Here is a 23,974-nt window from a genome sequence, read left to right as displayed (position 1 = left end):
TGCCGTAACTGTTACCATCTTGGCGTGGTTCACGGTTGCCGTAACTGTTACCTTCTTGGCGTGGTTCACGGTTGCCGTAACTGTGACCATCCTGACGACGTTCACGAGGTGCAAAACCTGTATTTTGCACAGCTTCATCAGTATCACGACGTTGCTGACGTAAGAAACCACCACGACGTGCTGCCAAAGGTTTTTCCTGCATACGTTCATTGCGGCGTTTTGCCATGCCGTACAAACCTGTACCTTGACGTGGTTTTAATTCAACTGCTTTGGCAAGGTTATCGATGTCATTTTTATCCAATTCCATCCAGCGACCCGTACGCAATTCACGTGGTAAAATTACCGTGCCGTAACGGGTACGCAATAGACGGCTGACTTTCAGACCTTGTGATTCAAAAATACGACGAACTTCACGGTTACGACCTTCTTTTACCACCACTTGATACCAGCGGTTAATACCATCACCGCCAATTTCAGAGAAAGATTCAAACTTGGCAGGGCCATCATCTAGCACTACACCGCGTAGCATGTTGTTTTTCAGTTGTGGTGTTACTTCACCCATCACACGAACCGCATATTCACGTTCAATTTCGTTCGATGGGTGCATTAAACGGTTGGCTAATTCACCATCGTTAGTGAATAGCAATAAACCTGTCGAGTTAATGTCCAGACGACCAACCATTACCCAACGATCATTGGCAATTGCAGGTAAGTTATCAAATACAGTTGGGCGTTGTTCAGGGTCGTTGCGTGAGCAAATTTCGCCTTCTGGTTTATAGTAAATCAGAACACGACGACGAATTTCATCTTCAATTTGGAACTGAACTTTACGACCATCGATGCGAAGCTCATCACCTGGTTCGATACGTTCACCCACTTGGGCAACTTGGCCGTTGACACTCACACGACCAGCGGCAATGACTTCTTCCATATAACGGCGAGAACCCAAGCCTACTCGTGCGAGTACCTTTTGCAACTTTTCACTCATAACAGCACAACCTTAGAAATGATCATCAACAGTTTACCTATTCAAGACACAGATGCATCGAGTGCCATGAAAGCTTCCTTGGCATCCTGTAGGGGAGGCAATTGACTTAAGGAATTCAAGCCAAATGCATTTAAAAATTGGGGCGTTGTAACTAACAACGCAGGTCTTCCTGGGAGTTCCCGGAAACCAGATTCTTTAATCCAGTTCCAGTCAAATAATGTACGTAAAATTTGACTATTGTTTGATACTCCACGAATTTGTTCAATATCTGCACGGGTCACAGGCTGGTGGTAGGCAATCACCGCCAGTATTTCTAGTAGTGAGGGCGAAAGTCTGGTCGGACGTTCAGGCCATACCTGTGTAATTATTGTACGATACTTTGCCCGTACCTGAAAACGAAAACCTTGTGCGGTTTCGATCAGTTCAATCGAGCGACCATGTTGCAGTATGGCAAGTTGTTGTAAAAAATGGCGTAATTGCGCTTTGCTATATTTGTCCTGAAAGGCTTCTTTTAAGCGCGCCAAAGATACGGCGCTATCACTGGCAAAAATAATGGCTTCAAGTTGCATCAGTACTTCATGCTGTTGTTCGCCATCGGACAAACTTGAAATCATTGGTTCTGGATTCATGCTTGCGCCCCTTGAATGCTCAATGGTGCTTCAATACCGCTACTGATAATGCACAATTTTTGCTGGCGGGTCAGTTCTAAAATCGCCATAAAGGTCACCACCAAGCCCATTCGCCCCTGACTTGGTTTTAGCAACGTCTCGAAACTCAGTACTTCACCCGAGGCGAGTTTGGCTTCAATAAATGCAATCCGTTCTTCAAGTAAAACAGGTTCTTGCAAAATTTGATGCGTGACAGGTTCAGGACGGTTAAAAATGCAGAATAAGGCATCACGTAATTGATCGGCTGCATAGCCGACATTATTAACAGCAGTGTGTCCTAAACCAACATTGGTGGCAAAGGTGTCACGCTCTAAAACTGGCATTTGCCCAAGGCGTTCCGCTGCTTGCTTGACTCTCAAATATGTTTCTAAGCGATCAATCAGCTCTTGTTTCGGGTCTTTCTCAATTACATTGGCGCTTGGTGCTTTTGGCAATAATAGTCGTGATTTCAAATCGGCCAATAGTGCAGCCATCACCATATAGTCGGCTGTAAGTTCAATATTCAGTGATTTCATGGCATCCATATACGACAGATATTGCGATGCAATTGGGGCGATATCTAACTGGAGTAAATCGAAGCCATTTTTTTGAATCAGGTAAATTAAAAAGTCGAGTGGTCCTTCGAAATGCTCTAATAGAATTTCAAATGCTGCAGGAGGAATATACAAATCCTCTGGAATCGACTCTTGCCATTCATCTAACACACGAATGTGTTGGGTAAGTTCCATCGTGTTATGGAGGGGTTGATTCATTACAGTATTAGGCCACGCGAATTTTCAAAAGCATGCAAACGCTATTTCCGCTTTAGATAGGAGAAGCGGTAGAGAAATAGCGCAAAATTAATAGCGGCTAGTCTAAAGGATATCGTGGGTGAAATAAATCTGTTCTATGACCAAATGTCAAAAAAAGCCAAAAATAAATAGGGGTATTTTCTTTGGTGATGATGCCACGAAGAAAACAAATACGATGTGTATAAAGGAGTGCTTATTCAAAAGCACTCACATCTCCCACCCCACGACGCACAATTTTTGGATGATCCCCCGATAAATCAACAATACTGGTGGTGCTGAGTGTGCCTAAGCCACCATCAATCAGTACATCTATGCGTTTGTTGAGTTGTAGATCAATCTCGTATGGATCATCTAAAGGGTCTTCCTGACCTGGTAAAATGAGGGTGCTGGTTAGTAAAGGTTCACCCAGTTCTTTTAGTAGCATGCGACAAATGGGGTTGCTTGGAATGCGCAAACCAATGGTTTTTTTATTGGGATGCATTAAGCGGCGTGGCACTTCACTGGTCGCTGGTAAAATAAAGGTCGTGACCGCCGGGGTATTGTTTTTTAGTAAACGATACATGGCATTGTCTACTTTGGCGTAGGTGGCAATATCCGATAAATCGGCACAAATAATGGCGTATTGATGTTTTGCGCCTAAACCACGAATTTGTGAAATGCGCTCCATCGCGGTTTTATTACCAATCTGGCAACCAATTGCATAGGCTGCATCGGTTGGATAAACCACCACATCGCCTGCGCGTATGCGTTCAACCGCTTGGCTGATGAGACGCGGCTGTGGATTTTCAGGATGTACTCTTAAATGCAACATGCGAATTCCTCAGTAGCGTATGTGTGACGTTAGGCTCATTATGAAAGGGGATTGATGTCACTTGCAATCATTGTCTTGTGCTTTATTGCATTTAATCTAGATTTTTACGTTCAAACTCTGCACTTTGTAATGTTTTGCCACCTCGGGTGCAGTAACAAATACATTCGATAAAGCGTTTTGCATCGCGCGGTAATTTTGTTTCTCCGTTAAAATAACGCTGTACTTGGGCAAAGACATTGTCTTTAAATGTGTGGCCATCTCCACCTTCACCTGTTAGGTTATCTAAAGACACACGGAATTTACGCCCAAACGCTTGAGCAAATAGCCATTCTATGGCTTGTGGCTTAATTTCGACTTGTTCAAACAAGGTCTGTTGTTCTTGAGTACGACCATCGGGGGCATACCAATAACCTAAGTCTGGTAATAAGCGCCTTTGTTCACCTGCAATGCACCAATGGCTAATTTCATGCAGTGCACTATTAAAGAAGCCATGAGCAAATTGAATCCGTGCAGGTTGGTCTGGCGTTGCAGGAAAGTACTCAGGTTCAAAATCACCTTTGACCAAATTCACATTTAGGTGGGAAAACCAGTGATTAAAGTGTAAGATAAGCCAGTCCACCTGTTCCGTTTCTGAAGTGAGTTTTGCCCAGTCCGAGAGTTGCACTTGAGAGGGCGAAGTGTCAGAATTGGTGGTTGGAAGTGTGCTCACAAGTGATGAAAAATTCACTTCTGTTTGCGGCTGCAACAGATGCATGACTGTGTTACCCAAAATTGGTCTGTCTAAATAAGTACAAAATTGTATCTTAATCTTTGACAGAGTACTGATGAATTTGTAGAATTGCCGCCTTAATTATGTCAGCAAATACCTTTCCGGCACAGATTGAGCCGTTTAAATGGGCTGAACAGGGCTTTACATGGTCAGGTAACCTGCCATTGTCTCGCTTTGCTCGTATTGTCCTTGAAGCTGTTGGATCAATTGATGATCAATTGGTTAACATAGACTGTAAGCTATCAATGGATGCGTATCATCGCATTGTATGGCTAGATGGTCATATTGAAACGAAAGTTCCAATGGAATGCCAGCGCTGCTTGGGTTCTGTAGAGATAGAACTCGTTTCAGATTTTCATCTAGCTCTTGTGGATGATGAGTCACTGATAGAGCGCTTGGATGAGGATGCTGATTTCATTGTATTAGGTGAGAGTGAAGCCACCATCAAAGGCGATTATGATTCGCCTGCGACGGCTAACTTACTGTCACTTATAGAAGATGAATTGTTATTGTTGTTGCCTTTACCTCCTAAGCATGGCGCTTGCGAGCATAAGCATCAACCTGCCATTCAGAACATTGCCGAAGAAAAACGTGATAATCCGTTTGATGTTTTGGCAAGTTTGAAAGGTAAACTTAACTGAAAATTATGTTATAATTTGCAGTTAAGACAACTCAATTTGTTCTGATCCATTTTTTCGATCTTTGTAAGGAGCCATCATGGCCGTTCAGCAAAACCGTAAAAGTCGCTCTCGCCGTGACATGCGCCGTTCACATGACGCTTTAACCGAGAATGCATTAACTGTAGACCAAGCTACTGGTGAAACTCATCGTCGTCACCACGTAACTAAAGATGGTTTCTACCGTGGTCGTCAATTATTCGCTAAAGCAGCAGATGCTGAATAATTGGTGATGTATTAAGCGTCAAGCTTAGTAGAAAAAATGGGAGCGTAAGCTCCCTTTTTTTGTGCCCGATTTTTGTTGTATTTGGCAATTACTAAAAGCAAAATTAAGTGTTAAATTTTCGCTCCATAACTGAGCTTACATGAGAAGGTGTGGGTTGTAGCTGCTAAAAACTACAATTTGCGCATCTTAATTAAAGGATTTTTTATGTCTGCTAAACGACTCGATCAAGCAGCTCAAGCCACTAAAACTGCATTTGTCTTTCCTGGTCAAGGCTCACAAAAAGCCGGTATGTTGGCTGAGCTTGCAGAACAGTTTAGCGGTGTGCGCGAAACATTTGCTGAAGCCTCTGAAGCAATTGGCTTTGACTTATGGCACATTGCACAAAGTGGCGAAGGTTTAGACCAAACAGAATTTACTCAGCCGGTATTACTCACTGCAAGTATCGCATTATGGCGTGTGTGGTTAGAGTTGGGTGGTGTTGCACCAAAATACTTAGCTGGGCACTCATTGGGCGAATACAGTGCATTAGTTGCTGCAGGCAGCTTGAGCTTGGGCGATGCAGTCAAATTGGTGAACTTACGTGGTAAGTTAATGCAAAACGCTGTACCACAAGGTCAGGGCGCAATGGCTGCTATTTTGGGTCTAGATGATGCCAAAGTGCTTGAACTATGCGAACAAGTCAATGTGCAAGGTCGCGGCTCGGTAGAAGCAGCCAACTACAACGCGCAAGGGCAAGTGGTCATTGCAGGTGATAAAACTTTAGTCGAAGCTGTAATGGCATTGGCCAAAGAAAATGGTGGTAAAGCCATTGCTCTGCCTGTATCTGTACCTTCGCACTGTTCATTGATGAAACCTGCTGCCGAACAGTTTGCACAAGCTTTGGAACAAACTGCCATTGAGCTACCGCGTATTCCTGTAATACAAAATGTCAACGCTGGAATCGCGACAGATGTTGCGCAATTAGGTCAGGCACTCACTGCACAATTGTATCAATCGGTACAATGGACACAAACCATGCAGTACCTACAAGATCAGGGTATTGAATATATCGTGGAATGTGGACCAGGCAACGTATTGGCGAATCTTGCGAAGCGTTTACCGAATATTGAAAAAGCATTCCCACTCGACACGCAAAGTCGTATGGAAGATGCGCTAAATGCCATTTTGGTGGCAGAAGGGAAAATTGCATGACACAAGAACGTAAAGTTGCATTAGTCACAGGTGCAAGCCGAGGGATTGGTGCAGCCATCGCTCAGCAACTTATTCAAGACGGTTTTTTTGTGGTAGGTACTGCCACTTCTGAAGCGGGTGCAGAAAAATTATCGGCAAGTTTTGCAGAAAACGGTGCAGGTAAAGTTTTAGATGTTCGTGATGGCGCTGCCATTGATGCCTTAGTTTCTGACATTGAACAAAGCTATGGTTCAGTTTTGGTATTGGTCAACAATGCGGGCATCACCAAAGATAATTTGTTACTGCGTATGTCAGAAGATGATTGGGATGACATTCTCAACATTCACTTAAAGGCCGTTTACCGTTTATCTAAACGTGTCTTGAAAGGCATGACCAAAGCACGTTTTGGACGCATTATTAATATTAGCTCTGTGGTGGCACATTTTGCGAACCCAGGCCAAGCCAACTATTCTGCAGCAAAAGCCGGTATTGAAGCATTCAGCCGAAGCCTTGCTAAAGAAATGGGCAGTCGTCAAATTACAGTAAACTCGGTTGCTCCGGGCTTTATTGCAACTGAAATGACAGATCAGCTAAGTGAGGAAATTCGCAAAAAAATGAGTGAGCAAGTGGCATTAAACCGTTTAGGTGATCCACAAGATATCGCAAATGCAGTGAGTTTCTTGGCTTCAGACAAAGCTGGTTACATCACTGGTACAGTGTTACACGTAAATGGTGGTTTATACATGAGCTAAGCTCAACTATAAACTTTCAAAATTTTATAGATTCAATTAAACTAACGGCATTAAAAACGCCACAAGCAATGAGGAGAATTCCTGTGAGCGATATCGAACAACGCATTAAACAAGCGGTTGCAGAACAACTTGGTCTTAAAGCTGAAGAAATCAAAAACGAAGCATCTTTTATGGATGACTTAGGTGCTGACTCTTTAGACTTAGTAGAGCTTGTAATGTCTTTCGAAAACGATTTTGACATCACAATCCCAGACGAAGATTCTAACGAAATCACAACAGTTCAATCAGCAATTGACTACGTAACTAAAAAACTTGGTTAATTGTTGATTTCAGCACTGCTGAAATGAAAGCCACCGCAAGGTGGCTTTTTTATGTGCTGTCGTTTTTACAATCGAATATGAAGAGGGTGCATTTTGTTAAATATGTGATTTAGTTTAAATTTTGTTACCAAGCTCGTGTCTAATCACAACCGAAGTGACTTATTTTTTAGTTATAAATGAATCAGAACTGACACGTGCTTATGTAAATAAGCGACGCTTTATAACAGCAGAAAAAATAGGAGTACCTCATGGGTCTTTTTGATTTTGTAAAAGGGATTGGTAAGAAAAATACAGCACCTGCAGAGCCACAAACTGCACCAAGCACACCAGCAGAACCTTCTGCACAAGAAATTGCCAATAAACTTTTGGGGCATGTAAAAAGCTTAGGTTTGCCAATTACAGGTTTATCGGTCAGCTATAACGCAACCACTGACTTAGCGACAGTGCGTGGACAGGTCAACAGTCAGGCAGATCGTGAAAAAATTATTCTTGCTGTGGGAAATATTGACCACGTTGCACAAGTGGATGATCAACTTACCGTTGCAACACCAGAACCAGCAAGTAAGTTCTATACTGTAAAATCAGGCGATACTTTGTCTAAAATTTCTAAAGAATTTTATGGGGATGCTAACCAATACAACAAAATCTTTGAAGCTAACCGTCCATTATTGAAAAATGCCGATGACATTTTTCCAGGGCAAGTGTTGCGTATTCCTGCTTAAATGTAAGTAACTTGAATAAAAAAGGCGCATGATGTGCCTTTTTTATTGTTTTTTTCGTTTTTTGGGTAATTGATTATTGTCCTATCCGCATACTGAACAAAAGTAGTAAAAAAAGGCTTTGTTGTATGAAAATTTTACAAGATAGTGATTTTTAAATGTTTGTGTAAACTTTAATAAATATAATACAATCATAGTGTTATGTATTTGTGCAACAAAGCCATAAAATACTAGATTGTATCTTTAAAAAAACCGCCATGAATGGCGGTTTTTTTTAAGACAACTTATGTGTCGCGTTATGCGGCACGGTATTACCAGCTCAACGCACCGCCTGTCTGATAATCAGTCACACGCGTTTCAAAGAAGTTCTTCTCTTTACGCAAGTCCATCATTTCAGACATCCATTGGAACGGGTTGTTTACGCCAACAAACTGTTCAGGTAAACCGAGCTGACTTAAACGACGGTTACAGATGAATTTCAAATATTCTTCCATCATGCCTGCGTTCATGCCCAATACACCACGTGGCATAGTGTCACGCGCATATTCAATTTCAAGCATTGTGCCTTCAAGAATCATTTGAATCACTTCTTGCTGGAATTCTGAAGTCCACAAGTGTGGGTTCTCAATCTTGATTTGGTTAATCATGTCGATACCAAAGTTCAAGTGCATAGATTCATCACGTAAAATGTATTGGAATTGCTCTGCAACACCGTTCATTTTGTTACGACGACCCATCGACAAGATTTGGCTGAAACCGCAGTAGAAGAAAATACCTTCAAGTACACAATAGAATGCGATCAAGTTGCGTAGCAAAATTTGGTCGTTTTCTGGTGTACCTGTTTTGAAAGTAGGATCGCTTAAAGATTGCGTGTACTTCAAGCCCCATGCTGCTTTACGTGCAACCGATGGTACTTCGCGGTACATATTGAAGACTTCACCTTCATCCATACCTAAAGATTCGATGCAGTACTGGTAAGCGTGAGTATGAATTGCTTCTTCAAAGGCTTGACGCAAAATGTACTGGCGGCATTCAGGGTTGGTAATGTGGCGATAAATAGCCAATACCAAGTTGTTAGCAACCAATGAGTCTGCAGTAGAGAAGAAACCAAGTGAACGCATTACAATGGTACGCTCATCTTCAGTTAAACCATTTTCAGACTTCCACAACGCGATGTCGTGGTTCATGTTGACTTCTTGCGGCATCCAGTGGTTTGCGCAACCATCTAGATATTTTTGCCATGCCCATTCATATTTGAACGGTACAAGCTGGTTTAAGTCTGCACGACAGTTGATCATGGCTTTATCATCAACCTGTACGCGTGACGCACCCATTTCCAACTCTTCAAGACCTGGAGCAACATCCAGTTGTTCTAGAGCGTTAGATGCTCTTGCCAACGGATCGGTTGAATCTGTTGCTCCACTTCTAGGGGCTGCAGCGGGTTGTGTAGCTGCCACAGGCGTCTGTGGTTGCTCTGCATCAGATACCATCTGCGTATCATACGCTTTTTGCGGCTCGACGGGCGCAGGCTTGTGTTCAAGAGCAGCCGGTTTTTGCGAATCATCTTCGAAATCGTCCCAACTTAGGATAGACATATCAATTCTCTCTTCGTTGCTTTATATCTTTTATCGACATCCAGCCACGCTGAGATGTCTTAATATACGCTTAATTTGTGAAAGCAAAATTAAGTTTTGCTCATCTTGGTCTGAAAAATGTACATTCCGACCAACTTGCTCACGACTTATTTTGCTTTCGCTTTTGTTTCACCGCTTGTACCCAAAAGTAAGCAATCGGTGCGTAAAACAACACCACAAAGGAAACCAGCAACACCGCGAGTCCTAACATATAGTTGTGGGTCATGTGTGGCATGGTGGGTTCCTTTTACTTTTAGTTTGTGAATCCTAGCCGAAACTAGGATTCACGTTTAAATCATTTTTTAGATGATTTACTAGGCTTGATTGTTTCAGTAACTGTAGTTTTAGGATGCTTTTTTGCATAGCCTTCAGTTACGAAACGACCAGTTCCTGCATCACGAGAAACTTTTTTCGTAGCCATAGAGATAATCTCCATTACAAATTTAAGATGACTCTTACTGGCTCGTTTCTCGAATCGATGATACAATCCGTTCACGCATTTACTTATGCCAGCCTCGTTGTGACCATCTTGGTATCACTTCGAGATTGAAAGCCTTCTAGTTAGTTTTGACGGACGCTAGAGGGCTTTTTTATTGCCTGAATTTCGTAATCCCCCTAAGCCCCCTTTGGAAAGGGGGATTTTCTCCCTCCTTTATTAAAGGAGGGTCGGGGAGGATTTAAAACCTGTCAGATTACTGACATGCCTCACAATCAGGGTTGTCAATTGAACATGCCATTGGCACTGGCGCTGCTTGAGCAAAATCTTCATCAACTGCTGCAGCTGCTTCTGGTGCAACGGCTGCCACAGGAGCTGCAGTTACGGTTGCAGGTTTTACTGCGTTCAATGCACCTGTGTTAATGGTCGATTTCTCTGCAGAAGTCGCACCCAATGCACGTAGGTAATAAGTCGTTTTCAGACCACGTAACCATGCCATTTTATAAGTCAGGTCAAGTTTCTTACCGTTTGCACCTGCAATATACAAGTTCAACGATTGCGCCTGATCAATCCATTTTTGACGACGTGATGCAGCATCCACAATCCAACGCGGCTCAACTTCAAACGCAGTCGCGAAGATTGCTTTCAACTCTTCAGGAATACGTGAAATTTTTTGTACTGAACCTTCAAAGTGTTTCAGATCATTCACCATTACAGAATCCCACAAATCACGTTCTTTCAATGCACGAACGAGGTAAGGGTTGATTACTGTAAATTCACCAGACAAGTTCGACTTCACATATAAGTTCTGGAATGTCGGCTCAATAGATTGAGAAACGCCACAAATATTTGAAATGGTTGCAGTCGGTGCAATGGCCATCACGTTTGAGTTACGCATACCGTCTTTTTGAACTTTGGCACGTAAGCTGTCCCAATCCAAACGCTGTGTACGGTCTACTTCAAACATACGTTCTGGACGCGATTTCGCCACAATGTCTAAAGAGTCAATTGGTAAGATGCCTTGATCCCACAATGAACCTTTAAATGTTTCGTAAGTACCACGCTCAACCGCCAAGTCGCTAGACGTTTGAATCGCGTAGTAGCTAATCACTTCCATAGATTCATCGGCAAATTCAACTGCAGCATCTGAACCATAAGCCAAGTTCATTTCATAAAGTGCATCTTGGAAGCCCATGATGCCCATACCTACAGGACGATGTTTCAAGTTTGAATTGCGTGCTTGTGGTACCGCGTAGTAGTTGATGTCGATCACGTTGTCGAGCATACGAACCGCTGTTTTTACTGTACGTGCAAGCTTTTCACGGTCTAACACACCACCTTGAACGTGTTGTACAAGGTTGATCGAACCTAAGTTACATACCGCAATTTCATCTTTGCTTGTATTTAATGTGATTTCTGTACACAAGTTAGAAGAGTGAACTACACCAACGTGTTGTTGTGGTGAACGTAAGTTACATACGTCTTTGAATGTGATCCACGGGTGACCAGTTTCAAACAGCATCGACAGCATTTTGCGCCACAAATCTTTTGCACGGATTTTCTTGTGCAACATGTTTGTTTCTTTGGCAATGCTTTCGTAGTAAGCATAACGCTCAGTGAATTCTGCGCCTGTTAAGTCATGTAGATCAGGCGTTTCAGAAGGTGTGAACAGTGTCCATTCTGCATCTTCGAATACACGTTGCATGAACAGGTCAGGAACCCAGTTCGCAGTGTTCATGTCATGCGTACGACGACGGTCATCACCAGTATTTTTACGTAGCTCTAGGAACTCTTCGATGTCCAAGTGCCAAGTTTCAAGGTATGCACAGACTGCACCTTTACGCTTACCACCTTGATTGACCGCAACAGCAGTATCGTTTGCCACTTTCAGGAATGGAACAACACCTTGTGACTTACCGTTAGTCCCTTTGATGTATGAGTTCAAGGCACGCACTGGCGTCCAGTCATTACCTAAACCGCCTGCCCATTTAGATAGCATTGCGTTATCACGCATAGCGCCATAAATGTCATACAGGTCATCATCAATGGTCGTTAAATAGCAGCTTGATAACTGTGGACGTAGCGTACCTGAATTAAACAGGGTAGGCGTAGATGCCATGTAGTCGAAGCTAGACAATAAGTTATAGAACTCGATTGCACGTGCTTCACGGTCATCTTCATTAAGCGCCAGACCCATTGACACACGCATAAAGAATAATTGTGGAAGTTCAAATCGTACGCCATCTGAGTGAATGAAATAACGGTCAAATAAAGTTTGCAGACCTAAATAGGTAAATTGGTTTGAGCGCTCAGGCTGAATCGCTGCAGCAAGTTTGTCAAGGTCAAACTCAAGTAAGTCTGCAGAAAGCAAATCAAGCTCTATACCTTTTTTCAGGAAAGTTTCTAATGCTTCGCCTTCAGGTGTATCTGTTGCCAAACCTAAAAACTCTAAACCTGTTGCCACTAAGTCATTACGCAATAAACGTGCAGTCACATAAGTATAGTTCGGCTCTTGCTCAATACGGGTACGGGTCGCCATCATCATGGTGGTTGAGATGTCTGACTCTTTTACACCGTTGTAGAGGTTTTTTACGGTTTCATCAATGATGGCATCTACATCAATGCCTTCTAAACCTTCTGCCGCTTTATTCACGGTTGCTTTTAAAGCACTTAAATCTAGTGGTTTAAGCTGACCGTTTGCGTCGGTCACTTGTAACGTCGGGTGATGATTTTCACCTGCTTGCTTACGTGCTTCTGAGCGTTGTTCACGGTAGATGACATAAGCACGAGCAACTTTTTGCTCGCCTGTACGCATAAGCGCAAGTTCAACTTGATCTTGAATTTCTTCAATATGGATGGTTCCGCCAGACGGTAAACGGCGGTTGAATGTGTTCAACACCATTTCAGTCAGTTGTTCGATCCGATCATGAATGCGGCTTGAATCGGCGCTTTGTTGACCTTCTACAGCCAAAAACGCTTTGCCAATTGCAACTGCAATTTTTTCAGCATCAAAAGCGGCAACATCACCAGTGCGTTTAATCACTTGTAATTGACCAGGGGTTGAGGTGATTACGCTCATGTCAGCATAGCTCCATTGTCATCTATTGTTATGTTTATGGACCATTAAACTGGGCAAAATTTAGGCCGCAGTGATTGAGGGATAAACACAAGACTTAGTGGTTTAAAATTGAATTGAACACAAGATACGGGAAAATTGAGGGTAGATCAATATTGACTTTTTCTTTTAAATTTTGACTGATTTGGAATTAAGATTTATCTCAAAAATACCGATTTTTGTCCTTTGGGCTATAAGCCTTATCAGGCAAGGGCATAGCATAGCAAAGCTCGGAAAAACTGCTTATAGATAACCTTGTGGATAACTTGAAAAGTTAAGAGATAATTTTTTTAAATCAAGCAAGAGCTTGATCTAGTGCAAAAAAACCATTTTGTAACCTAATATTTTTCAAACCTATTTAAAAATCACTAAAATTAGAAAAGTACTATAAATTCAATGCTTAATAAAAATATAACAAAATACTACGCAGATGTATCAGTTTGGTGAACAGTATCTTGTTTACAATGTAAACGTGTGTATATTGCAAACTATATCAAGACCTATCTCTCAGATTTTAAAAGGATAGGTTGAATCCAATAAAGGGACAGACTATGAGTCAAGAAGAAAAGTTACCAAAAATTTTAATTGTTGAAGATGATGAACGTCTTGCACGACTTACGCAGGAATACTTAATTCGTAATGGTTTAGAAGTTGGGGTAGAACCAGATGGCAACCGCGCGATTCGCCGTATTATTGCCGAGCAACCAGATCTTGTGGTGCTCGATGTGATGTTACCAGGCGCCGATGGTTTAACCATTTGTCGTGAAGTTCGTCCACATTATCATCAACCGATTTTAATGCTGACTGCGCGTACTGAAGATATGGATCAGGTGCTAGGTTTGGAAATGGGTGCCGATGACTATGTTGCAAAACCTGTGCAGCCGCGCGTATTGTTGGCGCGTATTCGTGCTTTATTACGCCGTACCGACAAAGTGACTGAAGATGAAGTCGCACAGCGCATTGAATTTGATGATTTAGTGATTGATAACGGCGGCCGTTCTGTGACTTTAAATGGTGAATTGGTTGATTTCACCAGCGCAGAATATGACTTATTATGGTTATTGGCTTCGAATGCAGGGCGTATTTTATCTCGTGAAGATATTTTTGAGCGTCTGCGGGGCATTGAATATGATGGTCAAGACCGTTCAATTGATGTGCGTATTTCGCGTATTCGTCCAAAAATTGGTGATGATCCTGAGAATCCAAAACGTATTAAAACTGTGCGCAGTAAAGGTTATTTGTTCGTTAAAGAAACCAACGGCATGTAATACGCATTTTTACTAGACCTCTTGCGAAAGTATAGTTTTATCTAATTTTTGAATTGGCTAAAACCTTATAAAATATAGCTTTTGACTGCTTAAAATTTGACTAACGCAAGAAGTCTACTGAGTCAAATAATACTGACTCAAATATAAAATAAGTCACATAGGACAGGTTTTGTGCTTAAACACAGTATATTTTTGCGCATATATGCAGGATTGGTGATCTTAGTTGCAGTAGTTGCCATTTTGGCGTACTTATTGGTGCAAATCATCAACTATCAGCGTGCGCAAGAATATCGTGAGTCTTTAACTGATGGTATGGCTTATATTATTAGTGAAGGGATTGCACGACAGCAAAACGAACAGCAAAAGAAAGACTGGATTTCTGACGCATCCGATTTGCTGGAATTGCCCATCTATTATGTGCAGGCAGACAAAGTAGATTTGTCGCGCGCAGAGCTTAGACGGATTAAAGAACGTAAAGCCGCTGTGCGCTATGATGCCGAAAATATGATTGCCTATATTATTTTGGGCATGAAAGATGATCCAAGTCATTATTTATATATCAAGGCAGATAAAATCACAGAACGGCAAATGAAAGCATTGCCGATTTTTGTTTTAGATTATTTGGTGTATTACCCGGGTCAGGAAAAAGAATATCTGGCCAAAATTCAGCAGCACTTTTCTTATCCAGTCAATATTAAAAATATTCAGGAACTTCCACTCGATTCAGAACAGATTGGTCGTTTAAGACTCGATCACAGCATTATTTTATATCGTGATAATGCCACTGTGCGTGGTACAACCATCTCGATTGTGTCACCGATGCCAAACTCCCCCTCAGAAGTTTTGGTTTTAGGGCCTGTACCGTTATTTAACTGGATGCCATTCCAGTTGGCAGCAGGCATTACCTTGCTCAGTATGTTTATGTTGAGTTTAGGGGTTTATGGTCTGATCTTGCCTATGCAGCGTAAGATTCGCCAAGTGAACTATGCCTTAAACCGTACCAAATCGGGCGATTTAAACATGCGTTTGCCTGTAGATGGCACAGATGAAATGGCAAGTTTGGCATCTAGTTATAACAGCATGTCCGACCATATTCAGCGTTTGATTGAGGCGCAGCGTGAACTGATGCGTGCTGTATCGCATGAGCTGCGCACGCCTGTGGCACGTATCCGTTTTGGTATGGAAATGTTGGCAGAAGAAGATGATTATGAATACCGCTTACAGCAAGTCGAAATGATTGATAAAGATATCGAGGCTTTAAACACCTTGATTGATGAGATCATGACCTATGCCAAGCTTGAACAGGGCATGCCATCTTTAGAGATTGAAAAAATTGTTTTGGTTGAAGTGCTAGAGCAGGTGGTAACGGAAACCGAAGCGCTGAAAACTCAAAAAGATATTCAGTTGCTTGCACCACCTGTAACGTTGGAAGTGGAAGCTGAACGCCGTTACCTGCACCGTGTGGTACAGAATTTGGTGGGCAATGCAGTCCGTTACTGTGATCATAAAATTTTGATTAGTGGCGGCATTAACGAGCAAGGCATGGCCTATGTTTGTGTGGAAGATGATGGGCCAGGGATTCCTGAACAAGACCGTGCACGTGTATTTGAAGCTTTTGCCCGTTTAGATGACAGCCGTACTCGTGCTTCAGGTGGTTACGGTTTAGGGTTATCTATTGTGAGCCGCATTGCTTATTGGTTTGGTGGGAAAGTTGAAGTCGATCAGAGTCCGAACTTGGGCGGTGCACGTTTTACGATGGTTTGGCCGGCCAAACGGTTTCGAAAGTCAAGAAAAAAAGCCGCAGCAGAGAAAGAAAAAACTACCGATTCATTGACTTGATTTGAGTGCAACAAAACTAATTTCAGGCATAAAAAAACCAGTGCAGTTCAAGGCACTGGTTTTTTATCGTTTTTTAAATATCTAAGCTGATCAATTTACAGCTTAGTGCGATTCTTTATATTGCTGATCGGCCTGTTCAAAACGGTCTGTCACTTCATGACTTGGTGCTTTGCCCAATAAACTCACCACCACAATCGCAGTCCAAGAACACACAAAACCTGGAATAATTTCATAAATACCTGTATCTGCCCAAAGGTTTTTCCAAAGTATCACCATTAGTGCGCCAACAACCATCCCTGCCAATGCACCATTTAAAGTCATGCGTTTCCAGAACAAAGACAGAATAATCAGCGGGCCAAATGCTGCACCGAAGCCTGCCCAAGCATAAGAAACCAATCCCAAGACTTTCGATTCAGGATTGCCTGCCATCCAAATAGCAAGCAGTGCAATCATGAGAACCATGCCACGTCCGACCCAGACCAATTCATTTTGTGAAGCGTTTTTGCGTAGGAAAGATTTGTAAAAATCTTCGGTTAAAGTACTTGAGCAGACCAAAAGTTGACAGCTTAGGGTACTCATCACAGCAGCTAAAATTGCAGCCAGTACTACACCTGCTACCCACGGATTAAACAAAATTTTGGTCAGTTCCATAAATACTGTTTCAGGGTTGGCATTGACCACACCTGCCAGTTCAGGATGTTGTTGGAAGTAGGCGATACCAAAAAAGCCTGCAGCCACCGCACCGCCTAAACATAATGTCATCCATGTCATACCAATACGACGTGCATTCGGAATAGACTTGACTGAATCAACCGCCATAAAACGCACTAAAATATGTGGCTGTCCAAAATAGCCTAAGCCCCATGCCATGAGGGAAATGATCGCCACCCAGCTTAAATCACCGACTAAATTCAGCGCTTGCGGGCGAGCTGCTTCTAAAGCAAGTGTAACTTGGCTGAGGTCAGAAAAGCTGAGTAGGGTAATGATTGGGGTCAGCAAGAGCGCAAAAATCATCAAGCCAGCCTGAATGGTGTCCGTCCAACTGACTGCCAAGAAACCACCAATAAATACATAGCTAATGGTCGCGATGGCACTAATCCACAATGCAGTGCTGTAAGGCAAATCAAACATACTTTCAAATAAGCGCGCCCCAGCGACCATGCCCGAAGCACAATAAATTGCAAAGAAAACTAGAATTACGCAGGCAGATACAATCCTTAAGATTTTTCTTTGATCATTAAAACGATTTGAAAAATAATCAGGCAAAGTCAGTGCATTGTGCTGTACTTCGGTGTGTACCCGTAAACGACCTGCCACCAAAAGCCAGTTTAACCATGCGCCAATAATCAGACCAATCGCAATCCAAATTTCAGACAAACCTGAAAGATAAATGGCGCCGGGCAAGCCCATCAGCAACCAACCACTCATATCGGATGCGCCTGCAGAAAGTGCGGTAACAAAACTGCCAAGACGACGACCACCTAAAATGTAGTCCGAGAAATTTCGAGTCGCGCGATAAGCCAATAAACCAATCACAATCATGGCGACAATATAAAACAGGAAAGTAATAATGGTGGGGTTGAGTGCGCTCATAGAGTATCCATTTGGGTTTTGGACAGTCGATTAAAATACAGACCGCTGCTAGACGTGAGTCACTCAATTTTGTGAGTGCAGACTTCTCATTTGCGGTGTTGATTTCATCAATAAACGCGAAATTTAACCATACATTAAAAAATATTTCAGATTTTTTTCTGCATACGCATAAAAATAGGCAGCTTGAAAGCTGCCTATCATCTTGATGTTTATCTGATTTGCTTAAGGATTATTACGCCCCATAACACCACGAATGGTATTCAAGACATCTGCAGGTAAGACCACAGTTTTGGCATTGTTAGATTTAGCCATATCTTGCATGGCTTTCACGTATTGCTCACCCAATAAGTACGCTACAGGAATTTCTTTATCACCCACCGCAGAGCTGACCATTTCAATGGCACGTTGTGAAGATTCTGCCAATACTACTTGCGCTTCTGCATCACGACGTGAAGCTTCCAAACGACCATCGGCTTCTAAAATAGCCGCTTGTTTTTCACCATCAGCTTTGGTTACGGTAGCACGACGCTGACGTTCTGCTGCAGCTTGTTCTTCCATCGCTGCTTGCATGGTGTGTGATGGTTTAATATCTTGAATTTCAACAGTTTTAAGGGTAATCCCCCAGTCTGAAATATCATCAGAAATGGCTGCTTTGAGCTTGGCTTTAATGTGATCACGTGAAGACAAGGCATCATCCAAATCCATTTCACCTACAATAGAACGCAATGAGGTTTGAACCAGGTTTTGAATTGCCCAAGTATAGTTTTCAATACCATACACTGCTTTTTCAGGAGTCGTGAGGTTAATGTACGCAACCGCATTCATAAGCAGAACTGCGTTGTCACGGGTAATGACTTCCTGAGATGGAATATCTAACACAATATCTTTGGTGGTGACTTTATAGGCCACTTCATCGACATAAGGAATGACGAAGTTGAGTCCCGGTGCAAGTGTGGTGTGGTATTTACCCAGACGTTGCACAATCCATTTATAACCTTGCGGAACAATTCGCACGCCTTTAAAAATCGTAATTCCAACAAAGGCTAAAATCGCTAAAACAATAATAGATCCACCAGACATTTTAATTTCTCACTTTTTCGTTGTCATGTGCGCTGTGATGCGGCTGCACCACTAAATCATTTCCCAAAATATCAATCACGCGAATCCGATCTCCCACTTGCACAGGGCTCGTGGTGCGGCAGTTCCATTCGTCTGAACCAAGTACAGGCATGGGGAAACGGACTTTAATTTGATCATGTTCCAAGTTGGTTTGAATGACCATACCAATTTGTCCAATGGTGGCTTCGCGTGATAAGCCTGCTTTGGTTTTATCGGTAGATAAGGGTTTTATAAATTTAAACCACGCCAAGGTACACAGTACCGACAAGATAATCCACATCACCAATTGGGTAGTGGTGCCCATCATGGGGAACATCCAGTATAAAATACCGACCATGATTGCCCCAATGCCAAACCATAAAGCGGCAAACGCAGGCAAGAGCAGTTCTGAAAGCATTAACAAAACGCCTAGTACAAACCAGTGCCAAGGTTCAAGAACGAATTCCATACATCTACTCGCGTATTTTTTACGATTGGTTGATTCTAGTTGCTTAGAGAAACGCATCGACTTAAAAGATGCGCTCTCTTCACTTTAACAGATCAATAAGTTTATGAATATTAAAAAAATCACTGAATCCTAAAATTTCGGACGCGGTGCAGGTTTCAGCGCGGCAGGTGATTTTTTAAAGTTGGTGATGGCTTGCTGAATTGCTTTGACCTGTAATTGGGCGGCTTTTTCACCTTCTAAAATGGTTTGGTTACTGGCTTTTAAATCCAGTGTGCCAATATGTCCAACTTTCGGTTGAATCACGATATTGGCTTGTGCCAATTCCTGATGAATACTTTGCTGCCCCATAATGTTTAAAGTTTGATCGAGTAAGCCCCACATGCTGACAGGTTGATTGCCTGTAGGACGCGCAGAAATATCTACCGCAATGACTAAATCGGCGCCCATCGCTTTAGCCGTTTGTACGGGAATCGGGCTGACCAAGCCACCATCAACATATTGCGTTCCGCCAATGGTGGCAGGCACAAAAACATTCGGAATACTGCAAGAGGCGCGTACAGCTTGACCTGCATTACCTTTAATAAAGTCGGCTTTACGTCCATTATCTAAACGTGTGGCAACGGCAGCAAAACGAATTGGAAATTTTTCAATTGGTTTATTCGCCACGTGTTGATTGACGAAGTCTTGTAACTTTTGACCTGCAATAAAACCCTGACGGTTTAAGGTTAAATCACGAATGTCGGATTCTTTAAAGGTCAGGGCAATATGTTGGAGCTGATAAGGACTTTTTCCGCTGGCATATAAACTGCCGACAAAGCTGCCTGCACTGGTGCCTGTGACAATTTTGGGTTTAATCCCGTGAGACTCTAAAACTTTAATGACGCCAATATGTGCAAAACCTTTAGCACCACCGCCACCCAGCGCCAGTGCAATTACAGGTTCACGTGCTTGGATAGGTGTGGTGCTTGGCGGTGTTTTTGTTGTTTTGTCGCAGCCAGCCAAAGTTAGAGCTAGTACGCCCACTAAAGAATAACGAATCAGTTGCATATCAAATCTAAATTTAGATCAAAGAATATTGCGCCCATCTGAACAAAAAATAGAAACTTTGACTAGCCCTTTTTCAAAAGCTTTTGTAACGGTTTTGCCAACCAATGTGGATTTTTAGCCGAAAACTTGCCGTGATATTGCGTATAAATTGCATCTAAATCTTGAGCATAATCGCCCGTAGGATGAAACACGCCCAAAATATGAATGGTTTTGTGTGCATAATCAAAAGAGAACATCACAATTGGGATATTGGCGCCGTAGGCAATATGGTAAAAGCCACTGCGGATATTTTCGGCTTGTTTACGTGTGCCTTCGGGCGCCATGCCAATCCAGATTTTTTCTTTTTTTCGTATAATCTCGATAATATCTTGGGTATGACCTTGTGGAGAATGTCGCACCACAGGAATCACCCCAATCCAGTTTAACAGTGGCTTGAGCGGGGTTTTAAATAAAGTGTGCTTACCAAAAATAGTAATTTGAATACCTAAACCGAGTAGGGCGGTAAAACCATGCCACGCATCAATATTTGAAGTATGCGGAGAAATAATGGCGACTGCTTTGGGCAAGTTAGGAAATTCGCCCACCATTTGCCAGCCTTGCGCCAAAAAGATATTTTTAAATAAAGCACGGCTGCTGGCTGTTCCACGTTGTGGAACTTGGTCGGGTAACTGTGGAAATTGCCGTGCACTGCGTGCAAAAGGATTGCTGAGTTTCATGAATGCGATGTCATCCTGACGTGCGTGATTAACAACAAGAAAGATCCAATATCATGACGCATGAATCTAAATCTATTCAAGATATTAGACTTTCGCTTTGTCTGATTCATTGGCAAAATAGTCAAAATCTGAATGTGAAAGTGATGAAAAATAACAATCCATTATTCAAAATTTTAGTATAGCACTGCGCTATTTTGATCTTTTGCCCATATTTAAATTGAGAAACCATGCCCAATTTGCGCCGAACCTATTTGTTGTTATTTTCTCTGTATTGGGCGCAGGGCTTGCCTGTTGGTTTTATGACCCATGCCTTGCCTGTGATTTTACGTGCGCAAGGAGTGTCTTTGGCACACATTGGCGGTTTCGGTTTGTTAATGCTGCCGTGGTCAATTAAAGTATTTTGGGCGCCATTGGTGGATCGCTTTGGATATTCATATTTGGGGCATTATCGTAGCTGGATTTTGCCGTGCCAATGGCTGAGTGTTTTGGTGCTGATCGGGCTGTCCTTTTTACCGATTGAGTCTTTAAATCATCCTATCTATTTGTGGGTGTTTTTTGTGGCTTTGCTCAGTATGAATTTGGTCGGTGCAACCCAAGATATTGCCACCGATGGTTTGGCTGTCAATATTTTACAAGCCAAACAGCAACATTGGGGCAATACTTTTCAGGTGGTTGGTTCACGACTGGGCTTTATTGTGGGTGGTGGTGCAATTCTGTGGGCATTGGATTGGCTAGACTGGCAAAAAATCTTTCTGATTTTAGCGACATTGGTGTTTTTAAATACCTTACCCATTTTAATGTTTAAAGAGCCACAACATGCGGCTAAACAAGTGCTTGTTCAAGCTCAAAGCAAAATGTCATTTCCCGCACGCCTTGCTGCGATTCGTGAATATCTGCGCTATTTTGTGGAAACGCCTGTGCTGTACGCATGGCTGTGGGTGTTACTCAGCTTTAAAATTGCCGATGGTTTGGCTGGTCCTTTATTAAAGCCTTTAATGGTGGATTTAGGCTTAAGCTTTGCTCAAATTGGCATTTACGTGACCATGTTGGGGGCAATGGCCGCTTTGTTGGGTGCAGGCATCGCAGGGTTGATGCTGAAATGGTGGTCTAGAGCGTATGCCCTCATCATTTTTTCTGTGCTTAAAATTTTGAGTTTAGCGGCCTATGCTTATTTGGCGGGCTTATATGAACAGCAAGTTGATGTGGCACACTGGCTGATTTATAGCATTAATGCCGCGGAAGATTTGTGCTCTGCCATGTTACTTGTGGTGATGCTAACCTTGATTATGCAGTACAGCCGTAAACAATATGCAGGGACTGATTTTACATTTCAGGTTGCGATTATGGCGACTGTGAGTGGGGTGCTCTATACTTTGAGTGGAATGTTGGGCGATGCTTTAGGCTATGCGAATTACTTACTGTTGATTTGTATTATAGCGATTTTATGCCTTGTGCCGATCTGGAAATGGGTAAAGCTTGCGAAAGGCGCTCACTTGTCAGCACTTGACTAAGAAGATAGATCATCAATGTAGAATAATAGGCTTGAACTAGGTTAAAAATTCATTGAGTGGAAAAAATAAAAGCGACCCTTAAAGAGTCGCTGGAGTATAAAGGTATCCACATTGACGCAAATACCGATCTCGTTTTTGTATTTTCAAAAATTATTATTTGCGCTTTGAGTGCTTCACTTCGGCAGCGTAGGCAGTATAACTTTAAATTATGACAATCCTGCGACAGTTTAAGTCGCATAGAGATGTGTTATAGGTAAATTCGGCATATTCTAGCTGCGGTATGGGGTATTGATTGCTTGTGTCCATTGTTGGTGAATACAACGCGGGCAGACTTCATTGGCGTGTTCAAGTAAACGGACATGTCCGCAATACATGCAGGCATAATACGTGTGTGGAACTATGCGATACGCGGGTTGGCAAGCTTTAGGAAATAAGGGTAAACCATAGCGTGTGGCATCGCCATGAAAAAATAACATGCTGAATTTACCATCACTTTCTAGTAAACCGACACGTACTTGTCCCAAATGCTCCACACCTTGTTGGCGCATTTCGGCAAAGAATTCATCATGCGACATTTTGCCGTATTTAATTTTTTCTAAGACCAGTTCGCCATTTTCTACAATATACAGCGATTTACCCTCAATCAAATCTTCAAAGGGTTGGTATTTCATCATGAGCCATGTGGTCAGGCGATACATCCCAATCACCACTGTCATCACCACCAAGGCATGTACCAAGGGTAAATCTTCAGTGAACATAGGGTCGCCCGCAATAGAACCGAGCGATAAAATAATGGCCAATTCAAAAATAGAAAGCTGGCGTACTCCGCGTTTTCCTGTGAGGCGTAAAAATAGAATAATCATGCCAAACATGAGTGCAGCACGAATCATTAATTCTGCAACAAATGTCCATGTGGTGTCGTGAATGAAGATGGTGAACCAATCCATAGATTGTCTATTTTGTTATTTTGATGCTTGATACTATGCTTATATTGCGTGGGTAAAATAGTGGTTTTGAGTAAAGAACTGCAATTACTTGAGTGGTTTAGGAAAACAAAAAAACTGTTATATTGTCTAAAAACTACAATTAAAAAAATAATGAATCAGAAGATGAATTCACAACTATTACAATTTGCCAAATCTATGCGTCATGCTGCTACGGATGCTGAAAATTTGCTGTGGCAACTACTTCGTGCCAAACGCTTTATGGAGCTTAAATTTAGACGTCAGCATGTGATCAAACCGTATATTGTGGATTTTTACTGTCATGAACTTGGTTTGGTGATTGAGTTGGATGGTAGTCAGCATGGAACAGATGATGCGATTGAATATGATGCTGAACGCACCAAGTTTTTAGA

The 23,974-nt window shown here is 42.3% G+C and carries 25 protein-coding genes; 10 read left to right on the top strand and 15 right to left on the bottom strand.

What is annotated here, in order from left to right; translation table 11 throughout:
• The 5 genes from rluB to B2W49_RS08805 all read right to left on the bottom strand — a co-directional run.
• Positions 1-988 (bottom strand): 23S rRNA pseudouridine(2605) synthase RluB (gene rluB / locus B2W49_RS08825; protein WP_291339543.1); only part of this gene is annotated, 988 nt, incomplete at its 3' end.
• Between the two features lie 41 nt (positions 989-1,029).
• Positions 1,030-1,617, bottom strand: a complete 588-nt coding sequence (scpB, locus tag B2W49_RS08820; protein WP_291339541.1) for an SMC-Scp complex subunit ScpB — start codon at positions 1,615-1,617, stop codon at positions 1,030-1,032.
• Complete coding sequence (locus tag B2W49_RS08815) at positions 1,614-2,408, bottom strand: segregation and condensation protein A (protein WP_291339539.1); 795 nt, start codon at positions 2,406-2,408, stop codon at positions 1,614-1,616. Before B2W49_RS08815 ends, scpB begins: the two co-directional genes overlap by 4 nt.
• A 232-nt stretch (positions 2,409-2,640) precedes the next feature.
• A complete protein-coding gene (locus B2W49_RS08810) occupies positions 2,641-3,258 on the bottom strand; it encodes an L-threonylcarbamoyladenylate synthase (RefSeq protein ID WP_291339536.1) in 618 nt (205 codons plus the stop codon).
• A gap of 91 nt (positions 3,259-3,349) precedes the next feature.
• Positions 3,350-4,012: an elongation factor P hydroxylase gene (locus tag B2W49_RS08805; RefSeq protein ID WP_291339534.1), complete on the bottom strand. Its 663-nt coding sequence runs from the start codon at positions 4,010-4,012 to the stop codon at positions 3,350-3,352.
• Positions 4,013-4,110: 98 nt separating this feature from the next.
• Here B2W49_RS08805 and B2W49_RS08800 point away from each other — a divergent pair, with 98 nt between their 5' ends.
• From B2W49_RS08800 to lysM, 6 genes are all read left to right on the top strand, one after another.
• Entirely contained in the window at positions 4,111-4,668 is a 558-nt protein-coding gene (locus B2W49_RS08800; RefSeq protein ID WP_291339532.1) for a YceD family protein, read from the top strand.
• Between the two features lie 76 nt (positions 4,669-4,744).
• Positions 4,745-4,930 (top strand): 50S ribosomal protein L32, encoded by a 186-nt coding sequence (gene rpmF, locus B2W49_RS08795; protein ID WP_000290730.1) that lies wholly within the window; start codon positions 4,745-4,747, stop codon positions 4,928-4,930.
• Between the two features lie 204 nt (positions 4,931-5,134).
• Entirely contained in the window at positions 5,135-6,121 is a 987-nt protein-coding gene (gene fabD / locus B2W49_RS08790) for an ACP S-malonyltransferase (protein WP_291338818.1), read from the top strand.
• Entirely contained in the window at positions 6,118-6,852 is a 735-nt protein-coding gene (fabG, locus tag B2W49_RS08785; protein WP_019837736.1) for a 3-oxoacyl-ACP reductase FabG, read from the top strand. The genes fabD and fabG overlap by 4 nt, the downstream gene beginning before the upstream one ends.
• 83 nt (positions 6,853-6,935) lie before the next feature.
• The gene (gene acpP, locus B2W49_RS08780; RefSeq protein WP_179993624.1) at positions 6,936-7,172 is read left to right on the top strand and encodes an acyl carrier protein; all 237 of its coding nucleotides are present in this window, start codon (positions 6,936-6,938) and stop codon (positions 7,170-7,172) included.
• Positions 7,173-7,420: 248 nt separating this feature from the next.
• On the top strand, positions 7,421-7,894 hold the full coding sequence (gene lysM, locus B2W49_RS08775) for a peptidoglycan-binding protein LysM (protein ID WP_291338817.1): 474 nt from the start codon (positions 7,421-7,423) through the stop codon (positions 7,892-7,894).
• Between the two features lie 308 nt (positions 7,895-8,202).
• Here the strand turns inward: lysM and B2W49_RS08770 are convergent, their stop codons facing one another.
• The 4 genes from B2W49_RS08770 to B2W49_RS08755 form a co-directional block, all read right to left on the bottom strand.
• The gene (locus B2W49_RS08770; protein WP_291338816.1) at positions 8,203-9,486 is read right to left on the bottom strand and encodes a ribonucleotide-diphosphate reductase subunit beta; all 1,284 of its coding nucleotides are present in this window, start codon (positions 9,484-9,486) and stop codon (positions 8,203-8,205) included.
• A gap of 139 nt (positions 9,487-9,625) precedes the next feature.
• A complete protein-coding gene (locus B2W49_RS08765) occupies positions 9,626-9,760 on the bottom strand; it encodes a hypothetical protein (protein WP_266097251.1) in 135 nt (44 codons plus the stop codon).
• A gap of 60 nt (positions 9,761-9,820) precedes the next feature.
• Positions 9,821-9,946 (bottom strand): hypothetical protein, encoded by a 126-nt coding sequence (locus B2W49_RS08760; RefSeq protein WP_004732081.1) that lies wholly within the window; start codon positions 9,944-9,946, stop codon positions 9,821-9,823.
• Positions 9,947-10,217: 271 nt separating this feature from the next.
• Positions 10,218-13,040 (bottom strand): ribonucleoside-diphosphate reductase subunit alpha, encoded by a 2,823-nt coding sequence (locus B2W49_RS08755; protein WP_291338815.1) that lies wholly within the window; start codon positions 13,038-13,040, stop codon positions 10,218-10,220.
• A 587-nt stretch (positions 13,041-13,627) separates the two neighbouring features.
• Here B2W49_RS08755 and bfmR point away from each other — a divergent pair.
• Together bfmR and bfmS are read left to right on the top strand one after the other, a co-directional pair.
• The gene (bfmR, locus tag B2W49_RS08750; RefSeq protein ID WP_096902057.1) at positions 13,628-14,344 is read left to right on the top strand and encodes a response regulator transcription factor BfmR; all 717 of its coding nucleotides are present in this window, start codon (positions 13,628-13,630) and stop codon (positions 14,342-14,344) included.
• A 171-nt stretch (positions 14,345-14,515) separates the two neighbouring features.
• A complete protein-coding gene (gene bfmS, locus B2W49_RS08745; protein ID WP_291338814.1) occupies positions 14,516-16,183 on the top strand; it encodes a sensor histidine kinase BfmS in 1,668 nt (555 codons plus the stop codon).
• A gap of 102 nt (positions 16,184-16,285) precedes the next feature.
• On the opposite strand, the gene putP is transcribed toward bfmS, so the two are convergent.
• The 5 genes from putP to B2W49_RS08720 form a co-directional block, all read right to left on the bottom strand.
• Positions 16,286-17,776: a sodium/proline symporter PutP gene (gene putP, locus B2W49_RS08740; protein WP_291338813.1), complete on the bottom strand. Its 1,491-nt coding sequence runs from the start codon at positions 17,774-17,776 to the stop codon at positions 16,286-16,288.
• A 222-nt stretch (positions 17,777-17,998) separates the two neighbouring features.
• Positions 17,999-18,856 carry an SPFH domain-containing protein gene (locus B2W49_RS08735; protein ID WP_004972306.1) on the bottom strand — a complete coding sequence of 286 codons (858 nt, stop codon included), beginning with the start codon at positions 18,854-18,856 and terminating at the stop codon, positions 17,999-18,001.
• 1 nt (position 18,857) lies between these two features.
• The gene (locus tag B2W49_RS08730; RefSeq protein ID WP_019837036.1) at positions 18,858-19,343 is read right to left on the bottom strand and encodes an NfeD family protein; all 486 of its coding nucleotides are present in this window, start codon (positions 19,341-19,343) and stop codon (positions 18,858-18,860) included.
• A 129-nt stretch (positions 19,344-19,472) separates the two neighbouring features.
• Positions 19,473-20,390, bottom strand: a complete 918-nt coding sequence (locus tag B2W49_RS08725) for a patatin-like phospholipase family protein (RefSeq protein WP_291338812.1) — start codon at positions 20,388-20,390, stop codon at positions 19,473-19,475.
• A gap of 62 nt (positions 20,391-20,452) precedes the next feature.
• A complete protein-coding gene (locus tag B2W49_RS08720; RefSeq protein ID WP_291338811.1) occupies positions 20,453-21,106 on the bottom strand; it encodes a 1-acyl-sn-glycerol-3-phosphate acyltransferase in 654 nt (217 codons plus the stop codon).
• Between the two features lie 227 nt (positions 21,107-21,333).
• Here B2W49_RS08720 and B2W49_RS08715 point away from each other — a divergent pair, with 227 nt between their 5' ends.
• Entirely contained in the window at positions 21,334-22,617 is a 1,284-nt protein-coding gene (locus tag B2W49_RS08715; protein WP_291338810.1) for an MFS transporter, read from the top strand.
• Between the two features lie 269 nt (positions 22,618-22,886).
• Here B2W49_RS08715 and B2W49_RS08710 read toward each other — a convergent pair whose 3' ends face one another.
• Positions 22,887-23,564: a DUF421 domain-containing protein gene (locus B2W49_RS08710; RefSeq protein WP_291338809.1), complete on the bottom strand. Its 678-nt coding sequence runs from the start codon at positions 23,562-23,564 to the stop codon at positions 22,887-22,889.
• A 150-nt stretch (positions 23,565-23,714) separates the two neighbouring features.
• Between B2W49_RS08710 and B2W49_RS08705 the strand changes: the two genes are divergently transcribed.
• A partial coding sequence (locus tag B2W49_RS08705; protein WP_291338808.1) for an endonuclease domain-containing protein occupies positions 23,715-23,974 on the top strand: 260 nt, incomplete at its 3' end.

The sequence above is a fragment of the Acinetobacter sp. UBA801 genome, from assembly GCA_002296655.1.
Taxonomy (GTDB): domain Bacteria; phylum Pseudomonadota; class Gammaproteobacteria; order Pseudomonadales; family Moraxellaceae; genus Acinetobacter.
The sequence above is the reverse complement of the archived record's forward strand: the minus strand, read 5'-3'. Positions and strand labels throughout refer to the sequence as shown.